The sequence below is a fragment of the Pseudomonas sp. JV241A genome, assembly GCF_900275665.1.
GTDB lineage: Bacteria > Pseudomonadota > Gammaproteobacteria > Pseudomonadales > Pseudomonadaceae > Aquipseudomonas > Aquipseudomonas wadenswilerensis.
In genome coordinates this window covers 431,761-452,642 of sequence record NZ_OPYO01000037.1, presented here as the reverse complement: position 1 = coordinate 452,642, position 20,882 = coordinate 431,761, and the positions used below count along the sequence as shown (strand labels likewise).

Here is a 20,882-nt window from a genome sequence, read left to right as displayed (position 1 = left end):
AGAAACAGGTGAATTTCGTGAGCCAGCCTACGCCAGCCGTGCGTACCTTCCAAGACTTGATCCTCGCCCTGCAGAACTACTGGGCCGAGCAAGGTTGTGTGGTGCTTCAGCCCTACGATATGGAAGTAGGCGCCGGCACTTTCCATACTGCCACGTTCCTGCGCGCCGTCGGCCCGGAAACCTGGAACGCCGCCTATGTGCAGCCTAGCCGTCGTCCGGCGGATGGCCGTTATGGCGAAAACCCGAACCGCCTGCAGCACTACTATCAGTTCCAGGTGGTCCTCAAGCCGAACCCGGCGAACTTCCAGGAACTGTACCTGGGCTCGCTGAAAGCCATCGGCCTCGACCCGCTGGTGCACGACATCCGTTTCGTCGAAGACAACTGGGAATCGCCGACCCTCGGCGCCTGGGGTCTGGGTTGGGAAATCTGGCTCAACGGCATGGAAGTCACCCAGTTCACCTACTTCCAGCAAGTGGGCGGCATCGAATGCTTCCCGGTCACCGGTGAAATCACCTACGGCCTGGAACGCCTGGCCATGTACCTGCAAGGCGTGGATTCGGTCTACGACCTGATCTGGACCGACGGCCCGTTCGGCAAGGTGACCTACGGCGACGTGTTCCACCAGAACGAAGTGGAGCAGTCGACCTACAACTTCGAACACGCCAACGTCGAGAAGCTGTTCGAACTGTTCGACTTCTACGAAAGCGAAGCCAACCGCCTGATCGAGCTGGAGCTGCCGCTGCCGACCTATGAAATGGTCCTCAAGGCCTCGCACACCTTCAACCTGCTCGATGCCCGCCGCGCCATCTCGGTGACCGAGCGTCAGCGTTACATCCTGCGCGTACGGACCCTGGCCCGGGCCGTAGCCCAGAGCTACCTGCAAGCCCGCGCCAAGCTGGGCTTCCCGATGGCGTCCCCTGAATTGCGTGATGAAGTGTTGGCTAAGCTGGAGGCTGCACAATGAGTGCTCAAGATTTCCTGGTTGAACTGGGCACCGAAGAACTGCCACCCAAGGCCCTGAGCAGCCTCGGTGACGCCTTCCTCGCCGGTATCGAGAAAGGCCTGCAGGCCGCTGGCCTGAACTACACCGACAAGCAGGTGTTCGCCGCGCCGCGCCGCCTGGCCGTGCTGATCCGCAACCTCGACACCCAGCAGCCGGACCGCAGCGTCAACCTCGACGGCCCGCCACGCCAGGCCGCCTTCGATGCTGAAGGCAACCCAACCCAGGCCGCCCTGGGCTTTGCCAAGAAGTGTGGGGTAGAGCTGTCGGATATCGACCAGAGCGGCGCCAAGCTGCGCTTCTCCCAGCACATCCCGGGCAAGGCCACCGCCAGCCTGCTGCCAACCATCGTCGAAGACTCGCTCAACGACCTGCCGATCCCCAAGCGCATGCGCTGGGGTGCGCGCAAGGAAGAGTTCGTGCGTCCAACCCAGTGGCTGGTCATGCTGCTCGGTGACGAAGTGGTCGACTGCACCCTGCTGGCGCAGACTGCCGGTCGTGAATCCCGTGGCCACCGCTTCCACCATCCGGAAAACGTGCGCATCAGCGCCCCGGCCAACTACCAGGAAGACCTGCGCAAGGCGTACGTCCTGGCAGATTTTGCCGAGCGCCGCGAGCTGATCAGCAAGCGTACCGCCGAACTGGCAATGCAACAGGAAGGCAGCGCCATCGTGCCGCCAGCGCTGCTCGATGAAGTGACCGCCCTGGTCGAATGGCCAGTGCCGCTGGTGTGCTCGTTCGAGGAACGCTTCCTTGAAGTACCGCAGGAAGCCCTGATCACCACCATGCAGGACAACCAGAAATACTTCTGCCTGCTGGATGCCGACGGCAAGCTGCTGCCGCGCTTCATCACCGTGGCCAACGTCGAGAGTCGCGATCCGAAGCAGATCGTCGAAGGCAACGAGAAGGTCGTGCGCCCACGCCTGACCGACGCCGAATTCTTCTTCAAGCAAGACAAGAAGCAGCCGCTGGAAAGCTTCAACGAGCGCCTGAAGAACGTAGTGTTCCAGGCCCAGCTGGGCAGTGTCTTCGACAAGGCCGAGCGGGTTGCCAAGCTGGCTGCCTTCATCGCTCAGCGCATTGGCGGCGACGCCCAACGTGCGGCGCGTGCCGGGCTGCTGTCGAAATGCGACCTGGCCACCGAAATGGTCGGCGAGTTCCCTGAAATGCAGGGTGTTGCCGGCTACTACTACGCGCTCAACGACGGCGAGCCGCAAGACGTTGCCCTGGCCCTGAACGAGCAGTACATGCCGCGCGGTGCCGGTGCCGAACTGCCGTCGACCCTGACCGGCGCGGCTGTGGCCATCGCCGACAAGCTCGACACCCTGGTGGGTATCTTCGGTATCGGCATGCTCCCGACCGGTAGCAAGGACCCCTATGCCCTGCGTCGTGCAGCGCTGGGCGTACTGCGCATCCTGATCGAGAAACAGCTGGACCTGGACCTGAACGAAGCGGTGAACTTCGCAGTCAGCCAGTTCGGTACCAAGGTCAAGGCCGCCGGCCTGGGCGAGCAGGTACTGGAGTTCGTCTTCGATCGTCTGCGTGCCCGTTACGAAGACGAGGGTATCGACGTTGCCACCTACTTGTCGGTGCGTGCCCTCAAGCCAGGCTCGGCCCTGGACTTCGACCAGCGCGTGCAGGCCGTCCAGGCCTTCCGCCAACTGCCGGAAGCCGCTGCCCTGGCCGCGGTGAACAAGCGCGTGTCGAACCTGCTGAGCAAGGCCGAAGGCGCTGTCGCCACCACGGTCGAGCCGAAGTACTTCGACAACGCCAACGAGTTCTCCCTGTACTCGGCCATCCAGCAAGCCGACCAGGCCGTGCAGCCAATGGCTGCCGCGCGCCAGTACAGCGAATCGCTGGCGCGCCTGGCAGCCCTGCGTGAACCGGTCGACGCCTTCTTCGAGGCGGTGATGGTCAACGCCGACGACGCCAATGTCCGCGCCAACCGTTATGCCCTGCTCAGCCGCCTGCGCGGTCTGTTCCTGGGCGTGGCCGACATTTCGCTGCTGGGGTAAGTCTTGAAACTGCTGATTCTCGATCGGGACGGGGTTATCAACCAGGACTCCGACGCCTACATCAAGTCGCTGGACGAGTGGATTCCGATCCCGGGTTCGATCGAAGCGATTGCGCAGTTGAGCAAGGCCGGCTGGACGGTGGCGGTTGCCACCAACCAGTCCGGCATTGCCCGTGGCTACTACGACCTGGCTACTCTCGACGCCATGCATGCGCAACTGCGCAAGCTGGTGGCCGAGCAGGGTGGCGAAGTCGGGCTGATCGTCTATTGCCCGCACGGGCCCGATGAGGGCTGCGCCTGCCGCAAACCCAAGCCGGGCATGCTCACCAGCATTGCCGCGCACTACGACGTGAATCTGGCCGGCGTGTGGTTTGTCGGTGATAGTAAGGGTGACCTGGAAGCCGCTTTGGCCGTCGATGCTCAACCGATTCTGGTAAAAACCGGAAAAGGCGAGAAGACCCTGAGCAAGGGAATTCCAGAGAACACGCTGATTTTCGATGATCTGGCAGCCATCGCCAGAGAACTTATCCACAACTAGCGCGTCTGCAAAACAGGCGCACTTTTACTAGGCGGGCAAGCCCGCAACGGTACATGCCGCTATGTCGATCTTGCAGGCGATCAGAGTTTTTCTTTTTTACCTGCTGCTGGGTACCAGCTCCTTGCTGTGGTGCACCCTGAGCTTTTTTATCGCGCCGTTTCTGCCATTCAGCGCCCGCTACCGCTTCATCAACGTCTACTGGTGCCGCTTTGCGCTGGTGCTGGTACGGGTGTTTCTCAACATCAAGGTCAAGGTCACCGGGGCTGAGAACATCCCCAAGCAACCCTGCGTGATCCTCTCCAACCACCAGAGCACCTGGGAAACCTTTTTCCTTTCCGCCTATTTCTCGCCCTTGAGCCAGGTGCTCAAGCGTGAACTGCTGTATGTGCCGTTCTTCGGCTGGGCCATGGCCATGCTGCGGCCGATCGCCATCGACCGCGACAACCCCAAGGCGGCCTTGAAGCAAGTTGCCAGCAAGGGCGACAAGCTGCTCAAGGAGAACGTCTGGGTACTGATCTTCCCCGAAGGCACCCGCGTGCCGTTTGGCCAGATCGGCAAGTTCTCGCGCAGCGGTGCCGCGCTGGCGGTGAACGCTGGCCTGCCGGTGCTGCCAATCGCCCACAACGCCGGCAAGTTCTGGCCCAAGCAGGGCTGGGGCAAGCGCGCCGGCACAATCGAGGTGGTGATTGGCGCCCCGATGTTTGCCGAAGGTAGCGGCCCACGGGCCATTGCCGAGCTCAACGACCGTGCTGCTGCGTGGAACGAACAAACCCAGCGTGACCTCGGCTCACTGCCTGCAGCAGCGCCAAACCAAGCGCAAGGCGTGGCCTGACCGATCTGTGGATAACTTGTGTACAGTATTTGGATTTCTCAGCGAAAAATCCGCTAAGTGATTAATTTAGCTACTTATTTCTCTGTATGACTGTTTTCTGAAAATCGTGCATAAGTTTTTTCGCGGCATAAAAAAACCGGAGCTTACGCCGGTTTTTTTGTGCCTGCAAATCCTCACACCTTGTCGATATCCACGTCACGGGTTTCTTTCAGGCAGAACAGCCCCACCACCAGGCTGATGCCGGTGATCAACACTGGGTACCAGAGCCCGTAGAAGATGTCGCCGGTGTACACCACCAGGGCAAAGGACACGGTGGGCAGGAAGCCGCCGAACCAGCCGTTACCGATGTGGTAGGGCAGCGACATCGAGGTGTAGCGGATACGGGTCGGGAACAGTTCGACCATCACCGCCGCCAGCGGGCCGTAGGTCATGGTCGCGATCAGGATCATGGCCACGATCAGCAGCACCACCATCGGCTGGTTGACGCTGGCAGGGTCTGCTTTGGCCGGGTAGCCGGCCTTGTCGATGGCAGCGCGCATGGCGGCTTCGTCAAAGCCGCTGATCTGCTGCTCGCCAATACTCACCACCACCTCGGCGCCAGCGGCCGCTTCAGCCGAGCTGTAGGGCAGGCCCTGTTTGACCAGGAAGGTCTTGACCTTGTCGCAGGGGCTGTCAAAACGCGCCTTGCCCACCGGGTCGAACTGGAAGGTGCAGCCTTGCGGGTCGGCCATCACCACGATTGGCGCCTGACGGCTGGCCGCGTCGATCTGCGGGTTGGCGTAGTAGCTCAGGGCCTTGAACAGCGGGAAATACAGCACCGTGGCCAGCAGCAAGCCGAGCATCAGGATCGGCTTGCGCCCGACCCGGTCCGACAGCCAACCGAAAAACACGAAGAACGGCGCGCCGATCACCACGCTGATGATCAGCAGGGTGTTGGCCTGGGCCGGGTCCATCTTGAGCATCTGGGTGAGGAAGAACAGCACATAGAACTGCGCGGTGTAGAAGGTCACCGCCTGGCCGGCGTTGATACTGAACAGCGCAGTGAGCACCACCTTGAGGTTGGGCCAGGAACCGAACGACTCGCGGATCGGCGCTTTACTGGTCTTGCCCTGAGCCTTCATTTTCACGAAGGCTGGCGACTCATGCATGCTCATGCGAATCCAGGTGGAAATCCCCAGCAGCACAATCGACAGCAGGAACGGCAAGCGCCAGCCCCAGACTTCGAACTGGTCGCCGCTGATATAGCGGCTGCCGAGTACCACCAGCAACGACAGCAGCAGGCCGAGGGTTGCGGTGGACTGGATAAAACCGGTGTGGAAGCCGCGCTTGCCGGGTGGTGCATGCTCGGCAACATAAGTGGCTGCGCCACCGTACTCGCCGCCCAGCGCCAGGCCTTGAAGCATGCGCAACACCACCAGAATGATCGGTGCAGCAATGCCGATACTGGCATAGGTCGGCAACAGGCCAACGGCAAAGGTCGACAGGCCCATCAGCACGATGGTGACCAGGAAGGTGTACTTGCGTCCGATCATGTCGCCCAGGCGGCCGAACACCAGCGCGCCGAAGGGCCGCACCAGGAAACCGGCGGCGAAGGCCATCAAGGCAAAGATAAAGGCAGTGGTGTCGTTCACCCCGGCAAAAAACTGCTTGCTGATGACCGCGGCCAGCGCCCCATAAAGAAAAAAGTCATACCACTCGAAAACCGTCCCGAGGGATGACGCGAAAATGATCTTGCGTTCTTCCCGGCGACTATTGCTCGCCGTTGCAGCGCCCTGCTCTTGAATGTAATCCGACATCGTTGCTGTCCTCGGCCTGCAGGCCCCAGTGATTATTCTTGTTGTTCCACTGTCGGCGCCGGCAGACTGCGTCCGGCGCCGTTGTTGCTACGCACCCTGGTCAGGGCGTCGGTACGGCGGTGTTTTCGTCGATGCTGGTTGTGGATAACGTCCCCTGGCGAATCAATTGCGCCGCCTTCTCGGCAATCATCAGGGTCGGTGAGCAGGTATTGCCGGAGACGATTTGCGGCATGATCGAGGCGTCGGCGATGCGCAGCCCCGGCACGCCGTGCACCCGCAGCTGGTCGTCGACCACATCCAGCGGCCCGTTGCCCATGCGGCAAGTACCCACCGGGTGGAAGATCGTAGTGCCGATCTGCCCGGCGGCTTCATGCAGTTGCTCTTCGCTTTGCAGGTCCGGGCCGGGCAGGTATTCGCGCGGGCTGAAGGCAGCCAGGGCAGGGGCCTGGACGATCTTGCGGGTCAGGCGAATGGCCTGGGCGGCAACGCGCAGGTCTTCGGGGTCACTCAGGTAGTTGGGATCGATCAGCGGTGCATCGTCCGGGTTGGCCGAACGGATATCGATACGCCCGCGGCTGGCCGGGCGCAGGTTGCACACCGAAGCAGTAAACGCCGGGAAGCGGTGCAGTGGCTCGCCGAAGCGTTCCAGCGACAGGGGCTGCACGTGGTACTGCAGGTTGGCCGAAGCCTGTTCGGGCCCGGAACGAACAAAAGCCCCCAATTGGCTCGGCGCCATCGCCAGCGGACCGCTACGATCGTAAAGGTAACGCAGGCCCATGCCGAGCTTGCCCCAGGGGCTGTTTGCGACCTGGTTGAGGGTTCGCGCCTGGGTAACCTGATAGATCAAACGCAGTTGCAGATGGTCCTGCAGGTTGCCACCAACGCCGGGCAGCTCGTGACGAACAGTTATTCCCAGGCTCTCGAGCAAGCCGCGCGGACCAATGCCGGAGCGCTGCAGGATCCCGGGTGAACCCACGGAGCCTGCACACAGGATGATTTCCCGGCGTGCGCTGAAGTTCTGCCAGTTGCCTTGCCAGCGGGCACGTACCTTGGAAGCACGGCCGTCTTCCAGCACTACCTGGTCAACCAGCACATCGGTCAGCACGGTCAGGTTGGGACGTTTGAGGATCGGGCGCAAAAAGGCCTTGGCCGAGTTCCAGCGAATGCCGGAACGCTGGTTGACCTGAAAGTATCCACAGCCCTGGTTATCCCCGGTGTTGAAGTCAGCAACGCTGGCGATGCCGCTCTGCGCCGCCGCTTCGCGGAACGCATCGAGGATCGGCCAGGAGTAGCGTTGTTGCTCGACCCGCCACTCGCCTTCATTGCCATGGGCTTCGCTGGCGCCGCCAAAGTGGTTTTCGCTGGCCTTGAACAGTGGCAGCACATCCTTCCAGGCCCATCCGGCATTGCCTTGCTCGGCCCAGCGATCGTAGTCGCCAGCCTGGCCGCGCATGTAGATCATGCCGTTGATGGACGAACAGCCACCGAGCACCTTGCCCCGTGGATAACCCAGGGCACGGCCATTAAGGCCGGGTTGCGCTTGGGTCTTGAAACACCAGTCGGTGCGGGGATTGCCGATGCAATAGAGGTAGCCCACCGGAATGTGAATCCAGGGGTAGTTGTCGCGCCCACCAGCTTCGAGCAGTAGCACCCGGCAGCCTGGCTCGGCGGATAAACGATTGGCCAGAAGGCATCCGGCAGGGCCGGCACCCACCACCACATAGTCGTAGACAGGATCGGCTGATGGCATGGGCAACCTCGCGCCTGATTATTATTCTTGTCCCAGCCCATGTTATTGATTAATTTCGGGATGAAAACGTTAGATTTCACTCAAGTGCTGTGCGTTTTAACACAACGTCCGTGAACACCTGATTCACAAGGAAAAGCATGTTCGACTGGAATGATCTGCGGTTTTTTCTCGAGTTGCAGCGCAGCGGCCGGCTGCTGACCGCGGCCAAACGCCTCAACACCACCCACAGCACCGTGGCCCGGCATATCGACAATATCGAGCAAAGCCTGGGCACCGCGCTGTTCGTTCAGCATGCCCAGGGCTACGAACTGACGCCTTCCGGGCAGGCCCTGCTCAAGCACGCCGAAGCCATGGAAAACGTTGCCCTGCTGGCTCAGGAAGAGATCACCCAGGCCATCACCCCGCTGGGCAAGATTCGCCTGGGGGTAACCGAAGGCATCGGCATCATGTTCTTCACCCCGCGCATGGGCAGCTTGTTCGAGCGCTACCCGGGGCTTGAGGTGGAGCTGGTGGCAGTACCGCGGTTTGTCAGCATCCTCAACCGCGAGGCGGAAATCAGCATTCACCTTGAGCGGCCCAACGCCGACCTGTTGATAACTCGCAAACTCACCGACTACCGCCTGGCGCTGTACGCCAGCCCCGAATACCTGGCCCAGGCGCCGGCGCTCAATCATCGCGAAGACCTGGCCAAGCACAGCTGGATCGGCTACGTCGACGACCTGCTGTTCAGCCAGGAATTACTGTTTTTGAACAGCTTCTGCCGGGCACCCAATGTCGCGTTTCGCAGCACCAGCGTGATCGCCCAGCAACAGGCCGCTCGCGCCGGCCTGGGCATCGCCGTGTTGCCCAACTACATGGCCCGCCACGATCCGGCACTGGTGCGGGTGTTGCCCAGCGAGACCATCCAGCGCAGCTACTGGATCTGTACCCGCCGTGAGCTGCACAAGTCAGTGCGCCTGCGCGTGGTCTGGGATTTCCTCCTGGCCCTGTGCGCGCAAGAGCAGGACGCCTTGCTGGCGGAGTAGGGCATCAACTGCCCAGGGTTTTGACCGCCAGCAACAATGCCGCGCAGATACCCACACCCGCGAACATTTGCTGCAGTCGCGGCCCGGCCAGTTTGCTGGCGACCTGGCGAGCCAGCAGCAGCCCGAGCACGGCGCCGCCGGCAAAGGGGGCGCCCACCGCCCAATGCATGACGCCGCCGACCGTCGCGCTGACCACACTGCCGGTGGACACCAGGGCGATCACCGCCAGCGAAGTGGCAACGATGCTCTTCATGTCCAGGTTGGTGTAGCGGCTCAGCGCCGGGATGATTACGAAGCCGCCACCAACACCCAGCAACCCCGAAAGCAAGCCGGACAGCGCGCCGGTAAAGGCCAGTGCGCGGGCGCAGGGCAGGGTCCAGCGCAGACGCCCCTGCAAAGGGTTGAGCACACAGGGCATGACCATGCGCTGGCCCAATGGCGGCTCGCCGCGAAGCTCCCGGCGAGCCTTGAGCAGCATGCGTGCACAGGCATAGACCAGCACCAGGGCGAAGGTCAGGGCCAATGGCCCGTTCGGCAAACGATGGGCAAGCATCAGGCCGAAGGGCGCGATAGCAATGCCGATCAACGCCACGAACAGCGCCGCGCGATAACGCACCAGGCCCTGGCGCAATCCCAACAGGGCACCCACCGCCGCCGCCATGCCGACGGCCAGCAGGCCGACTGGCGCCGCCTCGACCATCGACAAGCCCAGGCCGAATACCAGCAAGGGCACGGCAAGAATGCCGCCGCCGGCGCCGGTCAGCGCCAGCACCGCACCAATGATCGCTCCCAAACCTGCCGCAAGAAACTGATGCTCGATCACCGCAGGCCCTCGGCGGTAACCCGGGGTTTGGCCAGCCACTCACGGCCCTTGAGCATGCAGCACCAGTACAGCGGCGGCAGGATCTGTGCCTTCAGTAGCCAGGCCAGGCGCGTCGGCCGGCGACCATCGAGCAACCAGCGCGGGAAGCTCGGCGCCAGCTTGCCGCCATAGGTGAACTCAGCGAGCACGATCTTGCCGCGCTCGACGGTCAACGGGCAGGAGCCATAGCCATCATAGTGGGCGAGGTTGGGCAGGCGCCCCAGCGCCACCAGTACATTATTGGCAACCACCGGCGCCTGTTTGCGTGCAGCCGCCGCGGTCTTGGCATTGCTGGTATTGATGCCATCGCCCAGGGCGTGGATGTTGGCGTAGCGCTGGTGACGCAGGGTGGCCGGGTCGACATCGATCCAGCCGGCCTGGTCAGCCAGCGGGCTGTTACGGATGAAATCGGGAGCGACCTGCGGCGGCACAACATGCAGCATGTCGAACGGCTGAACCCGGGTTTCGCTGCTGCCATCGGGCAGGGTGCGCACGAAGGTCGCCCGCTTGCTCGGACCATCGACAGCAACCAGGCGGTGGGCGTACTGCAGGTCGACTGCGTACTTGTCGATGTACTCCATCAGCGCTGGAACATAGTCGGGCACACCGAACAGTACGCCACCGGCATTGAAGAACTGTGCCTGGATGTTCCCCAGGCGACCGTTGCGCAACCAGTGATCGCAAGACAGGTACAAGGCCTTTTGCGGTGCACCGGCACACTTGATCGGCATCGGCGGCTGGGTGAACAGTGCCCGCCCTTCACGAAGATTCTGCACTAATTGCCAGGTGTAGGGCGCCAGGTCGTAGCGGTAGTTGGAGGTCACGCCATTGCGCCCGAGGGTTTCGCTCAGGCCTTCGATGGCGTCCCAATCGAGCTTCAGCCCTGGGCAAACCACCAATTGCTCGTAACTGAGCAGACGGCCGTCATTCAGGGTGACCGTTTGTGCCTGCGGGTCAAATGTCTCGACCCGCGCCTTGATCCACTGCACGCCACCAGGAATGGTCGAAGCCATGGTACGTGCCGTCGAAGGGGCCTGGAAGATGCCAGCGCCGACCATGGTCCAGCCGGGTTGGTAGTAGTGAACGTCAGCCGGGTCGATGATTGCGACATCCAGCGAAGGGTCGCGGCAGATCAAGCTGGAAGCGGCGGCGATACCGGCGGCACCGGCACCGACGATCAGCACTTTATGATGGTCGCCTTTCGGCACCTCGGCAGGGGAGGGTTGAGCATGCATGGCAGGGTCCTTCTAATAATAATTCTGGGGTGAAGCTCAGAGCACGTTGAGCGGGATCTTCAGGTAGCGCACTCCGTTCTCTTCAGGTTCGGGCAGCTGGCCGCTGCGCATGTTGATCTGCACCGAGGGCAGGATCAGTACCGGCATCTCCAGGGTGGCGTCGCGGGCTTCGCGCATGGCGACGAAGCTGTCTTCGCTGATGCCTTCATGGATATGGATATTGCTGGCGCGCTGTTCGGCCACCGTGGTCATGTAACGTAGTTCTCGGCCACCCGGCAGGTAGTCGTGGCACATGAACAAGCGCGTCTCGGCGGGCAGGGCGAGGATGCGCTGGATCGAGCGGTACAGGGTGCGCGCGCTGGCGCCAGGGAAGTCGCAACGGGCGGTGCCGTAGTCAGGCATGAACAGGGTATCGCCGACGAAGGCGATGCTCTGTCCTTCGATCTCCAGCACGTAGGTCATGCAGGCCGGGGTATGCCCGGGCGTGTGCAGGGCACGCGCTTGCAGGTTGCCGATGGTGAAGGGCTGCTCATCGTCGAACAGCACATCGAACTGGCTACCGTCGCGGGCAAAACCGGTATCGGCATTGAACAGCGCGCCGAAGACTTTCTGCACCTGGGTGATCTGGCTACCAATGGCGATCTGGCCACCCAGGGCCTGCTTGAGGTAAGCCGCCGCAGACAGGTGATCTGCGTGTACGTGGGTTTCCAGAATCCACTGAACCTTGCCGCCCAGTTCAGTCACCCGGCCAATCAGCTTGTCTGCCGAAGCACTGGTGGTGCGCCCGGACTTTGGATCGTAATCCAGCACACTGTCGATCAAGGCACAGTCGCCGCTGCTACGGTCCATCACCAGGTAGCTGATGGTCGAAGTCACACTGTCGAACAGTGCCTCCACATACAAGTTGCCGCCGATGATCATTTACTACGCTCCGAATTCATCACAGGTGCCAGGTATGAAGCCTTGCTGGCAGTGGACAGGCTGTCATCAAGATATGTGCCACGGAATAGGTAGGCCTTTTCCCAATGGTTACGGCGGTATTTCAGGCGGCATATCGCTCATCGCTGCCAGACTGTCAGCATAGTTGGCAGTGACATGGCAGCACCTGGCAGTTTTTGGCAGTCCCTGGCACCTTCAGTTAAGCTTTGCCCGTGCTTGCCCAGGTGTCGCCATGTCTTTCTCTACTGCTGTTGCTCCTCATCCTGCCGTACAGGCATTGGTGTCCTACCTCGAACACGACGCCCAGCCGACCATCGTGCTGGACACCGACTACAACATTCTTGCCGCCAACGGTGCCTACCGACGCCAGTTCGGCATTGACGGCCAGCCGCCCATTGGCGCCAAGTGCCACCGGGTGTCCCACCACTACGCCGTCCCTTGCGACCAGGCCGGTGAACACTGCCCGATGCGCAAGGCCTGGGACAGTCGGCTGCCCGAGCGTGTGTTGCATGTGCACCACACCCCTCGCGGGCCGGAGCATGTGGACGTCGAGTTACGCCCTATCCTCGACAAGCAGGGTGAGGTGGTAGCTTTTGTCGAGCGCCTGACCAGCATCACCGTCGCTTCGGCTCAGCCCCAACAACACGGCCTGGTCGGGCGCTCACCGGCGTTCCAGGACGCACTGGCGAGCCTTCAGCGTGCGGCACCTGCGCAAATCCCGGTATTGCTCCAGGGCGAATCCGGTACCGGCAAGGAGCTGTTTGCCCGCGCGCTGCACTTGGGCAGTCCACGGGCAAACGGCCCATTGGTGGTGGTCGATTGCACCGGCCTGACCGAGTCATTGTTCGAGAGCGAACTGTTCGGTTACGAGAAGGGTGCCTTTACCGGCGCCCACCAGCGCAAGATCGGCCTGGCGGAAGCCGCCCATGGCGGCACCTTGTTCCTCGATGAGATCGGCGAAGTGCCGTTGCCGATGCAGGTCAAACTGCTGCGCCTGATCGAGTCCGGCAGCTTTCGCCCGGTTGGCAGCCTGCGCACGGTTCACTCAGATTTCAGACTGGTCTCGGCCACCCACAAACCACTCAAGGAAATGGCAGCGGCGGGCACTTTCCGTGAAGACCTGTACTACCGAATTAGCGGCTTCCCCATTCGCCTGCCGGCGTTGCGCGAGCGGGTCGATGATCTGCCGTTGTTGATCCAGAGCCTGCTGCAACGAATGGCAGGTTCTGCAGCGCCGCAGGTCGATCCACAAGCGATGAAACGGCTGAACTTGTACGCCTATCCCGGCAACATTCGCGAGCTGCGCAATATCCTCGAGCGGGCGCGGCTGTTCGCCGACGACGGACTGATTCGTGCCGAGCATCTGCCTGCGGAGCTCGGTTCGGTGCTTGGGCCGATGCCAAGCATGAGCCGTCGATCCAAAGACAACCTCGGGCAGCTGGCCCAGGCCCTGGACAGCTTCAATGGATCGCGCAGTGAGCTGGCGCGTCATCTGGGGATGAGTGAACGCACCTTGTACCGACGCCTGCGCGAATTGGGCCTTTGAGCCCGACGCAGAAACAACAAACCCCGGCTTTTTCTTCTACGCTGAAACTGCTCACCCGCTGCGAAGAGCTTTCCATGCGTCGATTGCCGAGTCGGTAACCAGGTGCCCGGGCGCCTGACGTTCCGCTCTGTCTTTTCTGCCACAGGAGCATCGTCATGTCTGCCTGCCTTCACAGGGCGATCTTGCTCACCATCGCCATACTCGCGCTTTTTGGCTGTTCCGAAGAGGATGCGCAACCTAAGGCAACCGCCACGGCGCCTGCAGCGGCTGCAGCGGCTGTACCGGCTGTACCGGCTGTACCGGCCGCTCCGACGGCGCCAAGCGAGGCGGTGTTCAACGCCGAACAGCTTGATCAAATGCTTGCACCGTTGGCGTTGTATCCGGACGCTTTACTGGCTCAGGTGCTGATGGCCACCACCTATCCAGGCAATGTCGCCGACGCGGTTGTCTGGTCCAAGGCGCATCCGAACGTCAGCGGTGATGCCGCCGTCAAGCAGGTCGCCGACCAACCTTGGGACCCCAGCGTGCAATCGTTGGTGGCTTTTCCGCAGGTGCTGGCCACACTTGGCCAGGACCCGGTCTGGGTGCAACGAGTCGGTGATGCCTTTCTCGCCCAGCCCGACGCGGTGATGAACTCGGTGCAGCGCCTGCGCGCCAAGGCCAAGGCTGCTGGCCACCTGGAGTCCAACGCTCAGCAGACCGTTATCGTGCAACCGTCAAGCGCCCCCGCAGGCGGCACGACCACGGTGGTGCAAGGTACCGCGCCGGCACAGACTATCGTTATCCAGCCGACCAACCCGCAGGTTGTATACGTGCCAAGCTACAACCCCTCTGTGGTGTACGGCAGTTGGTCCTCGCCATCCTACCCTCCAGCGTATTATCCGCCACCACCGGGGTATGCCATCGGCACGGCGTTAGCGACCGGCCTGGCTTTCGGTGCTGGAATAGCGATCGTCAATTCACTGTGGGGGGATTGTGACTGGGACGATCATGACGTCGATATCAACGTCAATCGCTACAACAATATCAACAACGTCAACCGCAGGCTCGATGCCAACCAGAACAACTGGCGCCATAATCCTGCGTATCGCGACGGCGTCCCGTACCGCGACCAAGCCAGTCGAACCCAGTTCGACCGGCGCTTACCCGGCAGCGCAGAGCGCACTGCCTACCGCGGAGACACGCCGGCCCGGGTCGAAGATCGCGCGCGAGCCCGTGAAACCCTGGCACAGCGCGGCATCGAAGCACCGGCAACCAGTAACCTTGAAGCCCGCCAACGGGTGCAGAGTGCCGACCGCGAGCGCGCCCAACAGCGCCTGGAAAAGCAGGGCATCAACCCGTCCGGCAACGCACGCGAGCGCGCCCAGGTCGCCGACCGCCAACTGAAAAATGACGGTCAGGCTCGCCAACGTGCGCAGGCGCCCCAGAAGAACCGCCAGCCTCAGCAGCCGGGGCGCAACCAACAAGTCCGCCAACAAGTTCGCCAGCAACATGTTAGCGCCCAGGCGCCCCGCAACAATGCGTTGGCCGGGGTGCGCAACCCTTCGCAGTCACGCAGCGCGAGTAATCGTGGCCAGATCAGCCAACGGAGCGCCAGCCGACCGTCCGCAGCGTCTGCGGGCCACCAGGTGCAACGACCCGCGCGGATGCAACCCAGCGGTGGCGGCCGTCGCCGTTGAGAGGAGAGTCAGTCATGAATGCTGCTAGTCGAATTGTGCTGGTTCTGCTCCTGTTCTGGACATCCAGCAGTTTCGCTCAGAAACACTTCCCAACCCCGGAGGCCGCCGGCGAAGCACTGGTGCAGGCGCTTGGAAGTGAAAAGGCCGATAGCCAACAGTTGGCGAACTTGCTCGGCAACGACTGGAAGAGTTATATCCCGACCAAGAACGTCGATCGTAAAGATGTTGATGCCTTTCTCTCCCTCTACAAGGAAAAACATCAGGTTCAGTCCGACAACCCGAAGCGTGCACATCTGGTCGTCGGCGACACGCCCTGGATGTTCCCGATTCCCATCAGACACAATACTGGCGGTTGGGCATTCGACACCAAAGCTGGCGCCGAGGAAATCCGCCAGCGCCGCATCGGACGCGACGAACTGGCGACAATTCAAGCGGCGCGTGCCTATCACGACGCGCAGATGGATTACGCCGAGATTGATCGTAATGACGATGGGGTCCTCGAATACGCGCAGAAGTTCATCAGTAGCGACGGGCAGTTCGACGGCCTGTACTGGCCGGAAGAGGGCGGTGTCGAAGAAAGTCCGCTCGGACCGCTTTTTGGAGATACCGCGACTGGCGACGACTGGCACGGCTACCACTATCGCATCCTCACTGGCCAAGGCCCTTCGGCGCCTGGCGGCGCCTATGACTACATGATTGGCGATCGCATGACGCGCGGCTTTGCCGTGATCGCCTGGCCGGCAGACTACGGCGACACTGGCGTGATGAGTTTCATGATCAGCCACGACGGCGAACTGTTCGAGAAAGACCTCGGTCGTGACAGCGCCAAGCAAGCTGCTGCGATTACGCGTTTCGACCCCGACAGCAGTTGGAGCGAAGTAAAGGACGAGGAAGAAGCGCGCTAAACCGAGCAGCTCAACACATGGAAGCCAACGCAACAAAAAGCCCGCGTGAGCGGGCTTGATGATGTTGCATTTTTGAACCTACACCTGATCAGAAGTCCAGGTTGGACACTGCCAGAGCGTTGCTCTCGATGAACTCACGACGTGGCTCAACGGCGTCGCCCATCAGGGTGTTGAAGATCTGATCGGCAGCGATCGCGTCTTCGATGGTCACCTTGAGCATGCGGCGCACAGTTGGGTCCATGGTGGTTTCCCACAGCTGATCCGGGTTCATCTCACCCAGACCTTTGTATCGCTGAATAGTGTGGCGCTTGGTGCTTTCGGTCATCAGCCAGTCGAGGGCTTCCTTGAACTCGGTGATGGCTTTCTTGCGCTCGCCACGTTGCACGTAGGCGCCTTCACCCAGCAGGGTACTCAGCTGTGCACCGAGGGCGGTGACGGTGCGGTAGTCGTTGCTGCCGAAGAAGTCACGGTTGAAGGTGACATAGCTGGCCAGGCCGTGGGAGGTGATTTCCACTTCCGGCAGCCAGACGTTGCGCTCTTTGTCTTCGCGCAGGCTGGCCTTGTACAGCAGGCCGGACTTCTCGCTGATACGCAGGCGCTCTTCGAACTTGCCCAGCCATTCCTGCATGGCAGCGTGGTCGCCCAGCTGCTCCAGCGAGACCGCCGGCAGGTAGACGAAGTGCTCAGTCAGCTCCTGCGGGTACAGGCGCGACAGGCGCTTGAGAGTTTTCATCACGGTACGGAATTCGTTGACCAGACGCTCCAGCTCGACGCCGGAAACAGGTGGTGCGGATTCGTCCAGGTGCAGGCTGGCATCTTCCAGAGCCGACTGAGTCATGTACTCTTCCATGGCGTCGTCGTCTTTGATGTACTGCTCTTGCTTGCCTTTCTTGACCTTGTACAGCGGCGGCTGAGCGATGTAGATGTAACCACGCTCGACCAGTTCCGGCAGCTGACGGAAGAAGAAGGTCAGCAGCAGGGTACGGATGTGCGAACCGTCGACGTCAGCATCGGTCATGATGATGATGTTGTGATAACGCAGCTTGTCGATGTTGTACTCTTCGCGGCCGATACCACAGCCCAGCGCGGTGATCAGCGTGCCCACTTCCTGGGACGAGATCATCTTGTCGAAGCGTGCTTTCTCGACGTTGAGGATCTTGCCCTTGAGCGGCAGGATCGCCTGGGTCTTGCGGTTACGGCCTTGCTTGGCCGAGCCACCCGCGGAGTCACCCTCCACCAGGTACAGTTCGGAAAGAGCAGGGTCCTTCTCCTGGCAGTCCGCCAGTTTGCCCGGCAAGCCGGCGATATCCAGCGCACCTTTGCGGCGAGTCATTTCCCGCGCTTTACGTGCAGCTTCACGGGCACGAGCGGCGTCGATCATCTTGCCGACAACTGCCTTGGCTTCGTTCGGGTTCTCCAGCAGGAAGTCGGAGAAGTACTTGCCCATCTCCTGTTCCACGGCTGTTTTCACTTCCGAGGACACCAGCTTGTCTTTGGTCTGCGAGCTGAACTTCGGATCTGGCACCTTCACCGAGATGATCGCGGTCAGACCTTCACGGGCGTCGTCGCCGGTGGTCGAAACCTTGTTCTTCTTGGCCAGGCCTTCCTGCTCGATGTAGTTGTTCAAGTTACGGGTCAACGCCGAGCGGAATCCGACCAGGTGAGTACCACCGTCGCGCTGCGGAATGTTGTTGGTGAAGCACAACAGGTTCTCGTTAAAGCTGTCGTTCCACTGCAGGGCGATTTCCACACCCACGCCGTCTTCACGCTGAACGCTGAAATGGAATACCTGGTTGACCGGAGTCTTGTTGGTGTTCAGGTATTCAACGAAGGCACGCAGACCGCCTTCGTATTTGAAATGCTCTTCTTTGCCCGAACGCTCATCCTTCAGCAGGATGCCAACGCCGGAGTTGAGGAAGGACAGTTCACGAATCCGCTTGGCCAGGATGTCCCAGCTGAAGTGGATATTCTTGAAGGTTTCAGCCGATGGCTTGAAGTGGATGTGGGTACCGGTGGTTTCACTTTCGCCAACAATTTTCATCGGCGCTTGTGGAACACCGTGGACGTAAGTCTGTTCCCAGATCTTGCCACTGCGGCGAACGGTGAGGATCAACTGCTCGGAGAGAGCGTTAACTACCGACACACCTACACCGTGCAGACCGCCGGATACTTTGTAGGAGTTGTCGTCGAACTTACCGCCCGCATGGAGGACGGTCATGATGACCTCGGCGGCGGAAACGCCTTCCTCTTTATGCACGTCAACCGGAATGCCACGACCGTTGTCGCGAACACTGATGGATTCGTCCGGGTGAATAATTACGGTGATGTCATCGCAGTGGCCGGCGAGTGCCTCGTCGATCGAGTTATCGACCACCTCGAACACCATGTGGTGCAGGCCGCTACCATCATCGGTGTCGCCAATGTACATACCGGGACGCTTGCGCACGGCATCTAGCCCTTTCAGCACCTTGATGCTGGAGGAGTCGTACGTTTGATTTTCGCTCATGCCTTCACTCCCGATGGTCGTGGGTCTGGGTGATACGGCCCTGTTCCACGTGGAACAAAGCAACTGGCGTTTCCGTCTGCCAGCCTTCCCTCAATAATTCTTGATCTACACAGGTGATAAACACCTGGCAGCGTAAGTCTTCCAACAAGCGACAAAGTGCGCGGCGGTGCTGGTCGTCGAGTTCCGACGGCAAGTCATCCACCAGATAAATACATTGGCCGCGACGCGCCTGGCTAACCAGATGGCCTTGGGCGATACGCAATGCACAGACCACCAGCTTCTGCTGGCCGCGAGACAAAATGTCAGCCGCGTTATGGGCGCCGAGTCTCAGGCGCAGGTCGGCACGTTGTGGGCCGGCCTGGGTATGGCCCATGTGCTGATCACGTTGCAGGGAGGAGGCGAGCACTTCACTGAGTTCGCGATCCTTGTCCCAGCCACGGTAATAGCTCAGGGTCAGCCCTTCGAGCTCGACCAAATCGCTCAGGGTTTGCTCAAAGACGGGCTTCAAGGCCTTGATGTAATTGCGACGGTATTCATCTATTTCCGCGCTGGCCAGGCACAGTTCCCGGTCCCAGGCCGCTTGCGAAACAGCGTCAAGTGTACCATGCCGCAACCATGAGTTCCGCTGCCGCAAAGCCTTCTGCAGGCGTTGCCATGTGGCCATGAAGCGGGGTTCCACGTGGAACACTCCCCAATCGAGGAACTGCCGACGTATTTTCGGAGCGCCTTCGAGCAGGCGAAAACTGTCCGGGTTGATCAGTTGCAGGGGCAGTATCTCTGCCAGCTGTGCAGCACTACGGGCGTTCTGACCGTCGATGCGAATGGTGAACTCACCTTGCCGATCCCGCGAAATCCCCAGGTTGCTCAAACCGCCTTCGCTTAACTCGACCTGGCCGAATACCGTACAAGCCAGTTGCTCGTACTGAATGACCGGCGTGAGGCGAGTGCTGCGAAACGAGCGGGCCAGGCCCAACAGATGAACGGCTTCCAGCACGCTGGTTTTGCCGCTGCCGTTGGCGCCGTACAGGATATTGATGCGGGGGGAGGGAGAGAAGGTCACCGGGTGCAGGTTACGCACCGCGGTGACAGAAACGCGACTGAGGGACATCTAGAGTCTGCTGGACAAATTACAGACGCATCGGCATGACAACGTAAGCGGAGTCGTCGTTGTCAGCTTCCTGCAGCAGGGCACTGCTGTTGGAGTCCGACAGGATCAGACGAACCTGCTCAGTGGTCATGACACCCAGTACGTCGAGCAAGTAGCTGACGTTAAAGCCGATTTCCAGCGAACTACCGTTGTACTCGACGCTGATTTCTTCTTCCGCTTCTTCCTGCTCAGGGTTGTTGGCCTGAATCTTCAACTGGGCATTGGCCAGTTGCAGGCGGATGCCGCGGTACTTCTCGTTGGACAGAATCGCGGTACGGCTGAAGGCCTCACGCAGTGCCTGACGGTCGCCGACCACCAGCTTGTCGCCGCCCTTGGGCAGTACACGCTCGTAGTCGGGGAACTTGCCATCGACCAGCTTGGAGGTGAAGGTGAACTCACCGGTGGTGGCGCGAATATGGTGCTGACCCAGAACGATGCTGACCATGCCATCCGGTTCGGTGAGCAGGCGCGCCAGTTCGAGGATACCTTTGCGCGGTACGATGACCTGGTGGCGATCAGCCTGGCCGATATCGGCACGCATCGAGCACATGGCCAGACGGTGACCGTCGGTGGCGACGGCGCGCAGCGTATCGGTGGACACTTCCAGCAGCATGCCGTTGAGGTAGTAGCGCACGTCCTGCTGGGCCATGGCGAAGCTGGTGCGCTCGATCAGGCGGCGCAGGCGGCTTTGCTCCAGGTTGCAGGTCAGCGAGCCAGGGCCTTCTTCCACCGTCGGGAAATCATTGGCTGGCAGGGTCGACAGGGTGAAGCGGCTACGGCCGGCCTTGACCACGAGCTTCTGCTCATCGAGCTTGATATCGATCAGCACGTCGTTGGGCAGGCTTTTGCAGATATCCATCAGCTTGCGCGCAGGCACGGTGATCTCGCCAGGCTCAGCCGGCTCTTCCAGCTGCACACGGCCTACCAGTTCCACTTCCAGGTCGGTACCGGTCAGCGATAATTGCTGACCTTGTACCACCAGCAGTACGTTGGACAGTACCGGCAAGGTCTGGCGGCGCTCGACGACGCCTGCGACCAGTTGCAGGGGTTTCAACAGGGCTTCGCGTTGAATGGTGAAATGCATGGTCTAGTCCCTTGCCTTTAATA

The 20,882-nt window shown here is 61.1% G+C and carries 16 protein-coding genes; 8 read left to right on the top strand and 8 right to left on the bottom strand.

Features of this window, described 5'->3' with window-relative positions:
* The first annotated feature begins 17 nt into the window (after positions 1–17).
* From glyQ to JV241A_RS26875, 4 genes are all read left to right on the top strand, one after another.
* Positions 18–965: a glycine--tRNA ligase subunit alpha gene (glyQ, locus tag JV241A_RS26890; RefSeq protein ID WP_115084528.1), complete on the top strand. Its 948-nt coding sequence runs from the start codon at positions 18–20 to the stop codon at positions 963–965.
* A complete protein-coding gene (gene glyS / locus JV241A_RS26885) occupies positions 962–3,016 on the top strand; it encodes a glycine--tRNA ligase subunit beta (protein WP_115084530.1) in 2,055 nt (684 codons plus the stop codon). Before glyQ ends, glyS begins: the two co-directional genes overlap by 4 nt.
* Positions 3,017–3,019: 3 nt before the next feature.
* Complete coding sequence (gene gmhB, locus JV241A_RS26880; protein WP_115084531.1) at positions 3,020–3,553, top strand: D-glycero-beta-D-manno-heptose 1,7-bisphosphate 7-phosphatase; 534 nt, start codon at positions 3,020–3,022, stop codon at positions 3,551–3,553.
* 61 nt (positions 3,554–3,614) lie between these two features.
* The gene (locus JV241A_RS26875; RefSeq protein WP_115084533.1) at positions 3,615–4,385 is read left to right on the top strand and encodes a lysophospholipid acyltransferase family protein; all 771 of its coding nucleotides are present in this window, start codon (positions 3,615–3,617) and stop codon (positions 4,383–4,385) included.
* Positions 4,386–4,558: 173 nt separating this feature from the next.
* Here the strand turns inward: JV241A_RS26875 and JV241A_RS26870 are convergent, their stop codons facing one another.
* Positions 4,559–6,181: an MFS transporter gene (locus JV241A_RS26870; protein ID WP_115084535.1), complete on the bottom strand. Its 1,623-nt coding sequence runs from the start codon at positions 6,179–6,181 to the stop codon at positions 4,559–4,561.
* Positions 6,182–6,281: 100 nt separating this feature from the next.
* Positions 6,282–7,931: a GMC family oxidoreductase N-terminal domain-containing protein gene (locus tag JV241A_RS26865; protein ID WP_134065283.1), complete on the bottom strand. Its 1,650-nt coding sequence runs from the start codon at positions 7,929–7,931 to the stop codon at positions 6,282–6,284.
* 137 nt (positions 7,932–8,068) lie between these two features.
* Here JV241A_RS26865 and JV241A_RS26860 point away from each other — a divergent pair, with 137 nt between their 5' ends.
* Positions 8,069–8,956, top strand: coding sequence for a LysR family transcriptional regulator (locus tag JV241A_RS26860; protein ID WP_115084539.1), 888 nt, complete (start codon positions 8,069–8,071; stop codon positions 8,954–8,956).
* Positions 8,957–8,960: 4 nt separating this feature from the next.
* Here JV241A_RS26860 and JV241A_RS26855 read toward each other — a convergent pair whose 3' ends face one another.
* The 3 genes from JV241A_RS26855 to JV241A_RS26845 are packed head-to-tail and all read right to left on the bottom strand — an operon-like array spanning position 8,961 to position 11,974.
* Positions 8,961–9,779 carry a sulfite exporter TauE/SafE family protein gene (locus JV241A_RS26855; protein WP_115084541.1) on the bottom strand — a complete coding sequence of 273 codons (819 nt, stop codon included), beginning with the start codon at positions 9,777–9,779 and terminating at the stop codon, positions 8,961–8,963.
* Positions 9,776–11,053 (bottom strand): FAD/NAD(P)-binding oxidoreductase, encoded by a 1,278-nt coding sequence (locus tag JV241A_RS26850; protein WP_134065281.1) that lies wholly within the window; start codon positions 11,051–11,053, stop codon positions 9,776–9,778. Before JV241A_RS26850 ends, JV241A_RS26855 begins: the two co-directional genes overlap by 4 nt.
* A gap of 36 nt (positions 11,054–11,089) precedes the next feature.
* Positions 11,090–11,974, bottom strand: coding sequence for an MBL fold metallo-hydrolase (locus JV241A_RS26845; RefSeq protein WP_115084545.1), 885 nt, complete (start codon positions 11,972–11,974; stop codon positions 11,090–11,092).
* A 250-nt stretch (positions 11,975–12,224) separates the two neighbouring features.
* Between JV241A_RS26845 and JV241A_RS26840 the strand changes: the two genes are divergently transcribed.
* From JV241A_RS26840 to JV241A_RS26830, 3 genes are all read left to right on the top strand, one after another.
* Positions 12,225–13,538: a sigma 54-interacting transcriptional regulator gene (locus tag JV241A_RS26840; protein ID WP_134065279.1), complete on the top strand. Its 1,314-nt coding sequence runs from the start codon at positions 12,225–12,227 to the stop codon at positions 13,536–13,538.
* Positions 13,539–13,693: 155 nt separating this feature from the next.
* Positions 13,694–15,217: a DUF3300 domain-containing protein gene (locus JV241A_RS26835; RefSeq protein ID WP_134065276.1), complete on the top strand. Its 1,524-nt coding sequence runs from the start codon at positions 13,694–13,696 to the stop codon at positions 15,215–15,217.
* Positions 15,218–15,231: 14 nt separating this feature from the next.
* Positions 15,232–16,122, top strand: coding sequence for a DUF2950 domain-containing protein (locus JV241A_RS26830; RefSeq protein WP_134065274.1), 891 nt, complete (start codon positions 15,232–15,234; stop codon positions 16,120–16,122).
* A gap of 88 nt (positions 16,123–16,210) precedes the next feature.
* Here the strand turns inward: JV241A_RS26830 and gyrB are convergent, their stop codons facing one another.
* Genes gyrB through dnaN form a run of 3 tightly spaced genes read right to left on the bottom strand, consistent with a single transcriptional unit; the run spans position 16,211 to position 20,859 of the window.
* On the bottom strand, positions 16,211–18,628 hold the full coding sequence (gene gyrB, locus JV241A_RS26825; RefSeq protein WP_115084554.1) for a DNA topoisomerase (ATP-hydrolyzing) subunit B: 2,418 nt from the start codon (positions 18,626–18,628) through the stop codon (positions 16,211–16,213).
* Between the two features lie 4 nt (positions 18,629–18,632).
* A complete protein-coding gene (gene recF, locus JV241A_RS26820) occupies positions 18,633–19,736 on the bottom strand; it encodes a DNA replication/repair protein RecF (RefSeq protein ID WP_134065272.1) in 1,104 nt (367 codons plus the stop codon).
* 19 nt (positions 19,737–19,755) lie between these two features.
* Positions 19,756–20,859 (bottom strand): DNA polymerase III subunit beta, encoded by a 1,104-nt coding sequence (dnaN, locus tag JV241A_RS26815; RefSeq protein ID WP_038997897.1) that lies wholly within the window; start codon positions 20,857–20,859, stop codon positions 19,756–19,758.
* Positions 20,860–20,882 lie beyond the last annotated feature (23 nt).

What these genes read in the sequence shown, in the direction of transcription:
- JV241A_RS26830 (WP_134065274.1), top strand. Translation starts at nt 15,232, where the DNA reads ATGAATGCTGCTAGTCGAATTGTGCTGGTTCTGCTCCTGTTCTGGACA.
- JV241A_RS26860 (WP_115084539.1), top strand. Translation starts at nt 8,069, where the DNA reads ATGTTCGACTGGAATGATCTGCGGTTTTTTCTCGAGTTGCAGCGCAGC.
- JV241A_RS26835 (WP_134065276.1), top strand. Translation starts at nt 13,694, where the DNA reads ATGTCTGCCTGCCTTCACAGGGCGATCTTGCTCACCATCGCCATACTC.
- JV241A_RS26850 (WP_134065281.1), bottom strand. Translation starts at nt 11,053, where the DNA reads ATGCATGCTCAACCCTCCCCTGCCGAGGTGCCGAAAGGCGACCATCAT.
- JV241A_RS26845 (WP_115084545.1), bottom strand. Translation starts at nt 11,974, where the DNA reads ATGATCATCGGCGGCAACTTGTATGTGGAGGCACTGTTCGACAGTGTG.
- recF (WP_134065272.1), bottom strand. Translation starts at nt 19,736, where the DNA reads ATGTCCCTCAGTCGCGTTTCTGTCACCGCGGTGCGTAACCTGCACCCG.
- JV241A_RS26870 (WP_115084535.1), bottom strand. Translation starts at nt 6,181, where the DNA reads ATGTCGGATTACATTCAAGAGCAGGGCGCTGCAACGGCGAGCAATAGT.
- JV241A_RS26865 (WP_134065283.1), bottom strand. Translation starts at nt 7,931, where the DNA reads ATGCCATCAGCCGATCCTGTCTACGACTATGTGGTGGTGGGTGCCGGC.
- gyrB (WP_115084554.1), bottom strand. Translation starts at nt 18,628, where the DNA reads ATGAGCGAAAATCAAACGTACGACTCCTCCAGCATCAAGGTGCTGAAA.
- JV241A_RS26875 (WP_115084533.1), top strand. Translation starts at nt 3,615, where the DNA reads ATGTCGATCTTGCAGGCGATCAGAGTTTTTCTTTTTTACCTGCTGCTG.
- dnaN (WP_038997897.1), bottom strand. Translation starts at nt 20,859, where the DNA reads ATGCATTTCACCATTCAACGCGAAGCCCTGTTGAAACCCCTGCAACTG.
- glyS (WP_115084530.1), top strand. Translation starts at nt 962, where the DNA reads ATGAGTGCTCAAGATTTCCTGGTTGAACTGGGCACCGAAGAACTGCCA.
- JV241A_RS26840 (WP_134065279.1), top strand. Translation starts at nt 12,225, where the DNA reads ATGTCTTTCTCTACTGCTGTTGCTCCTCATCCTGCCGTACAGGCATTG.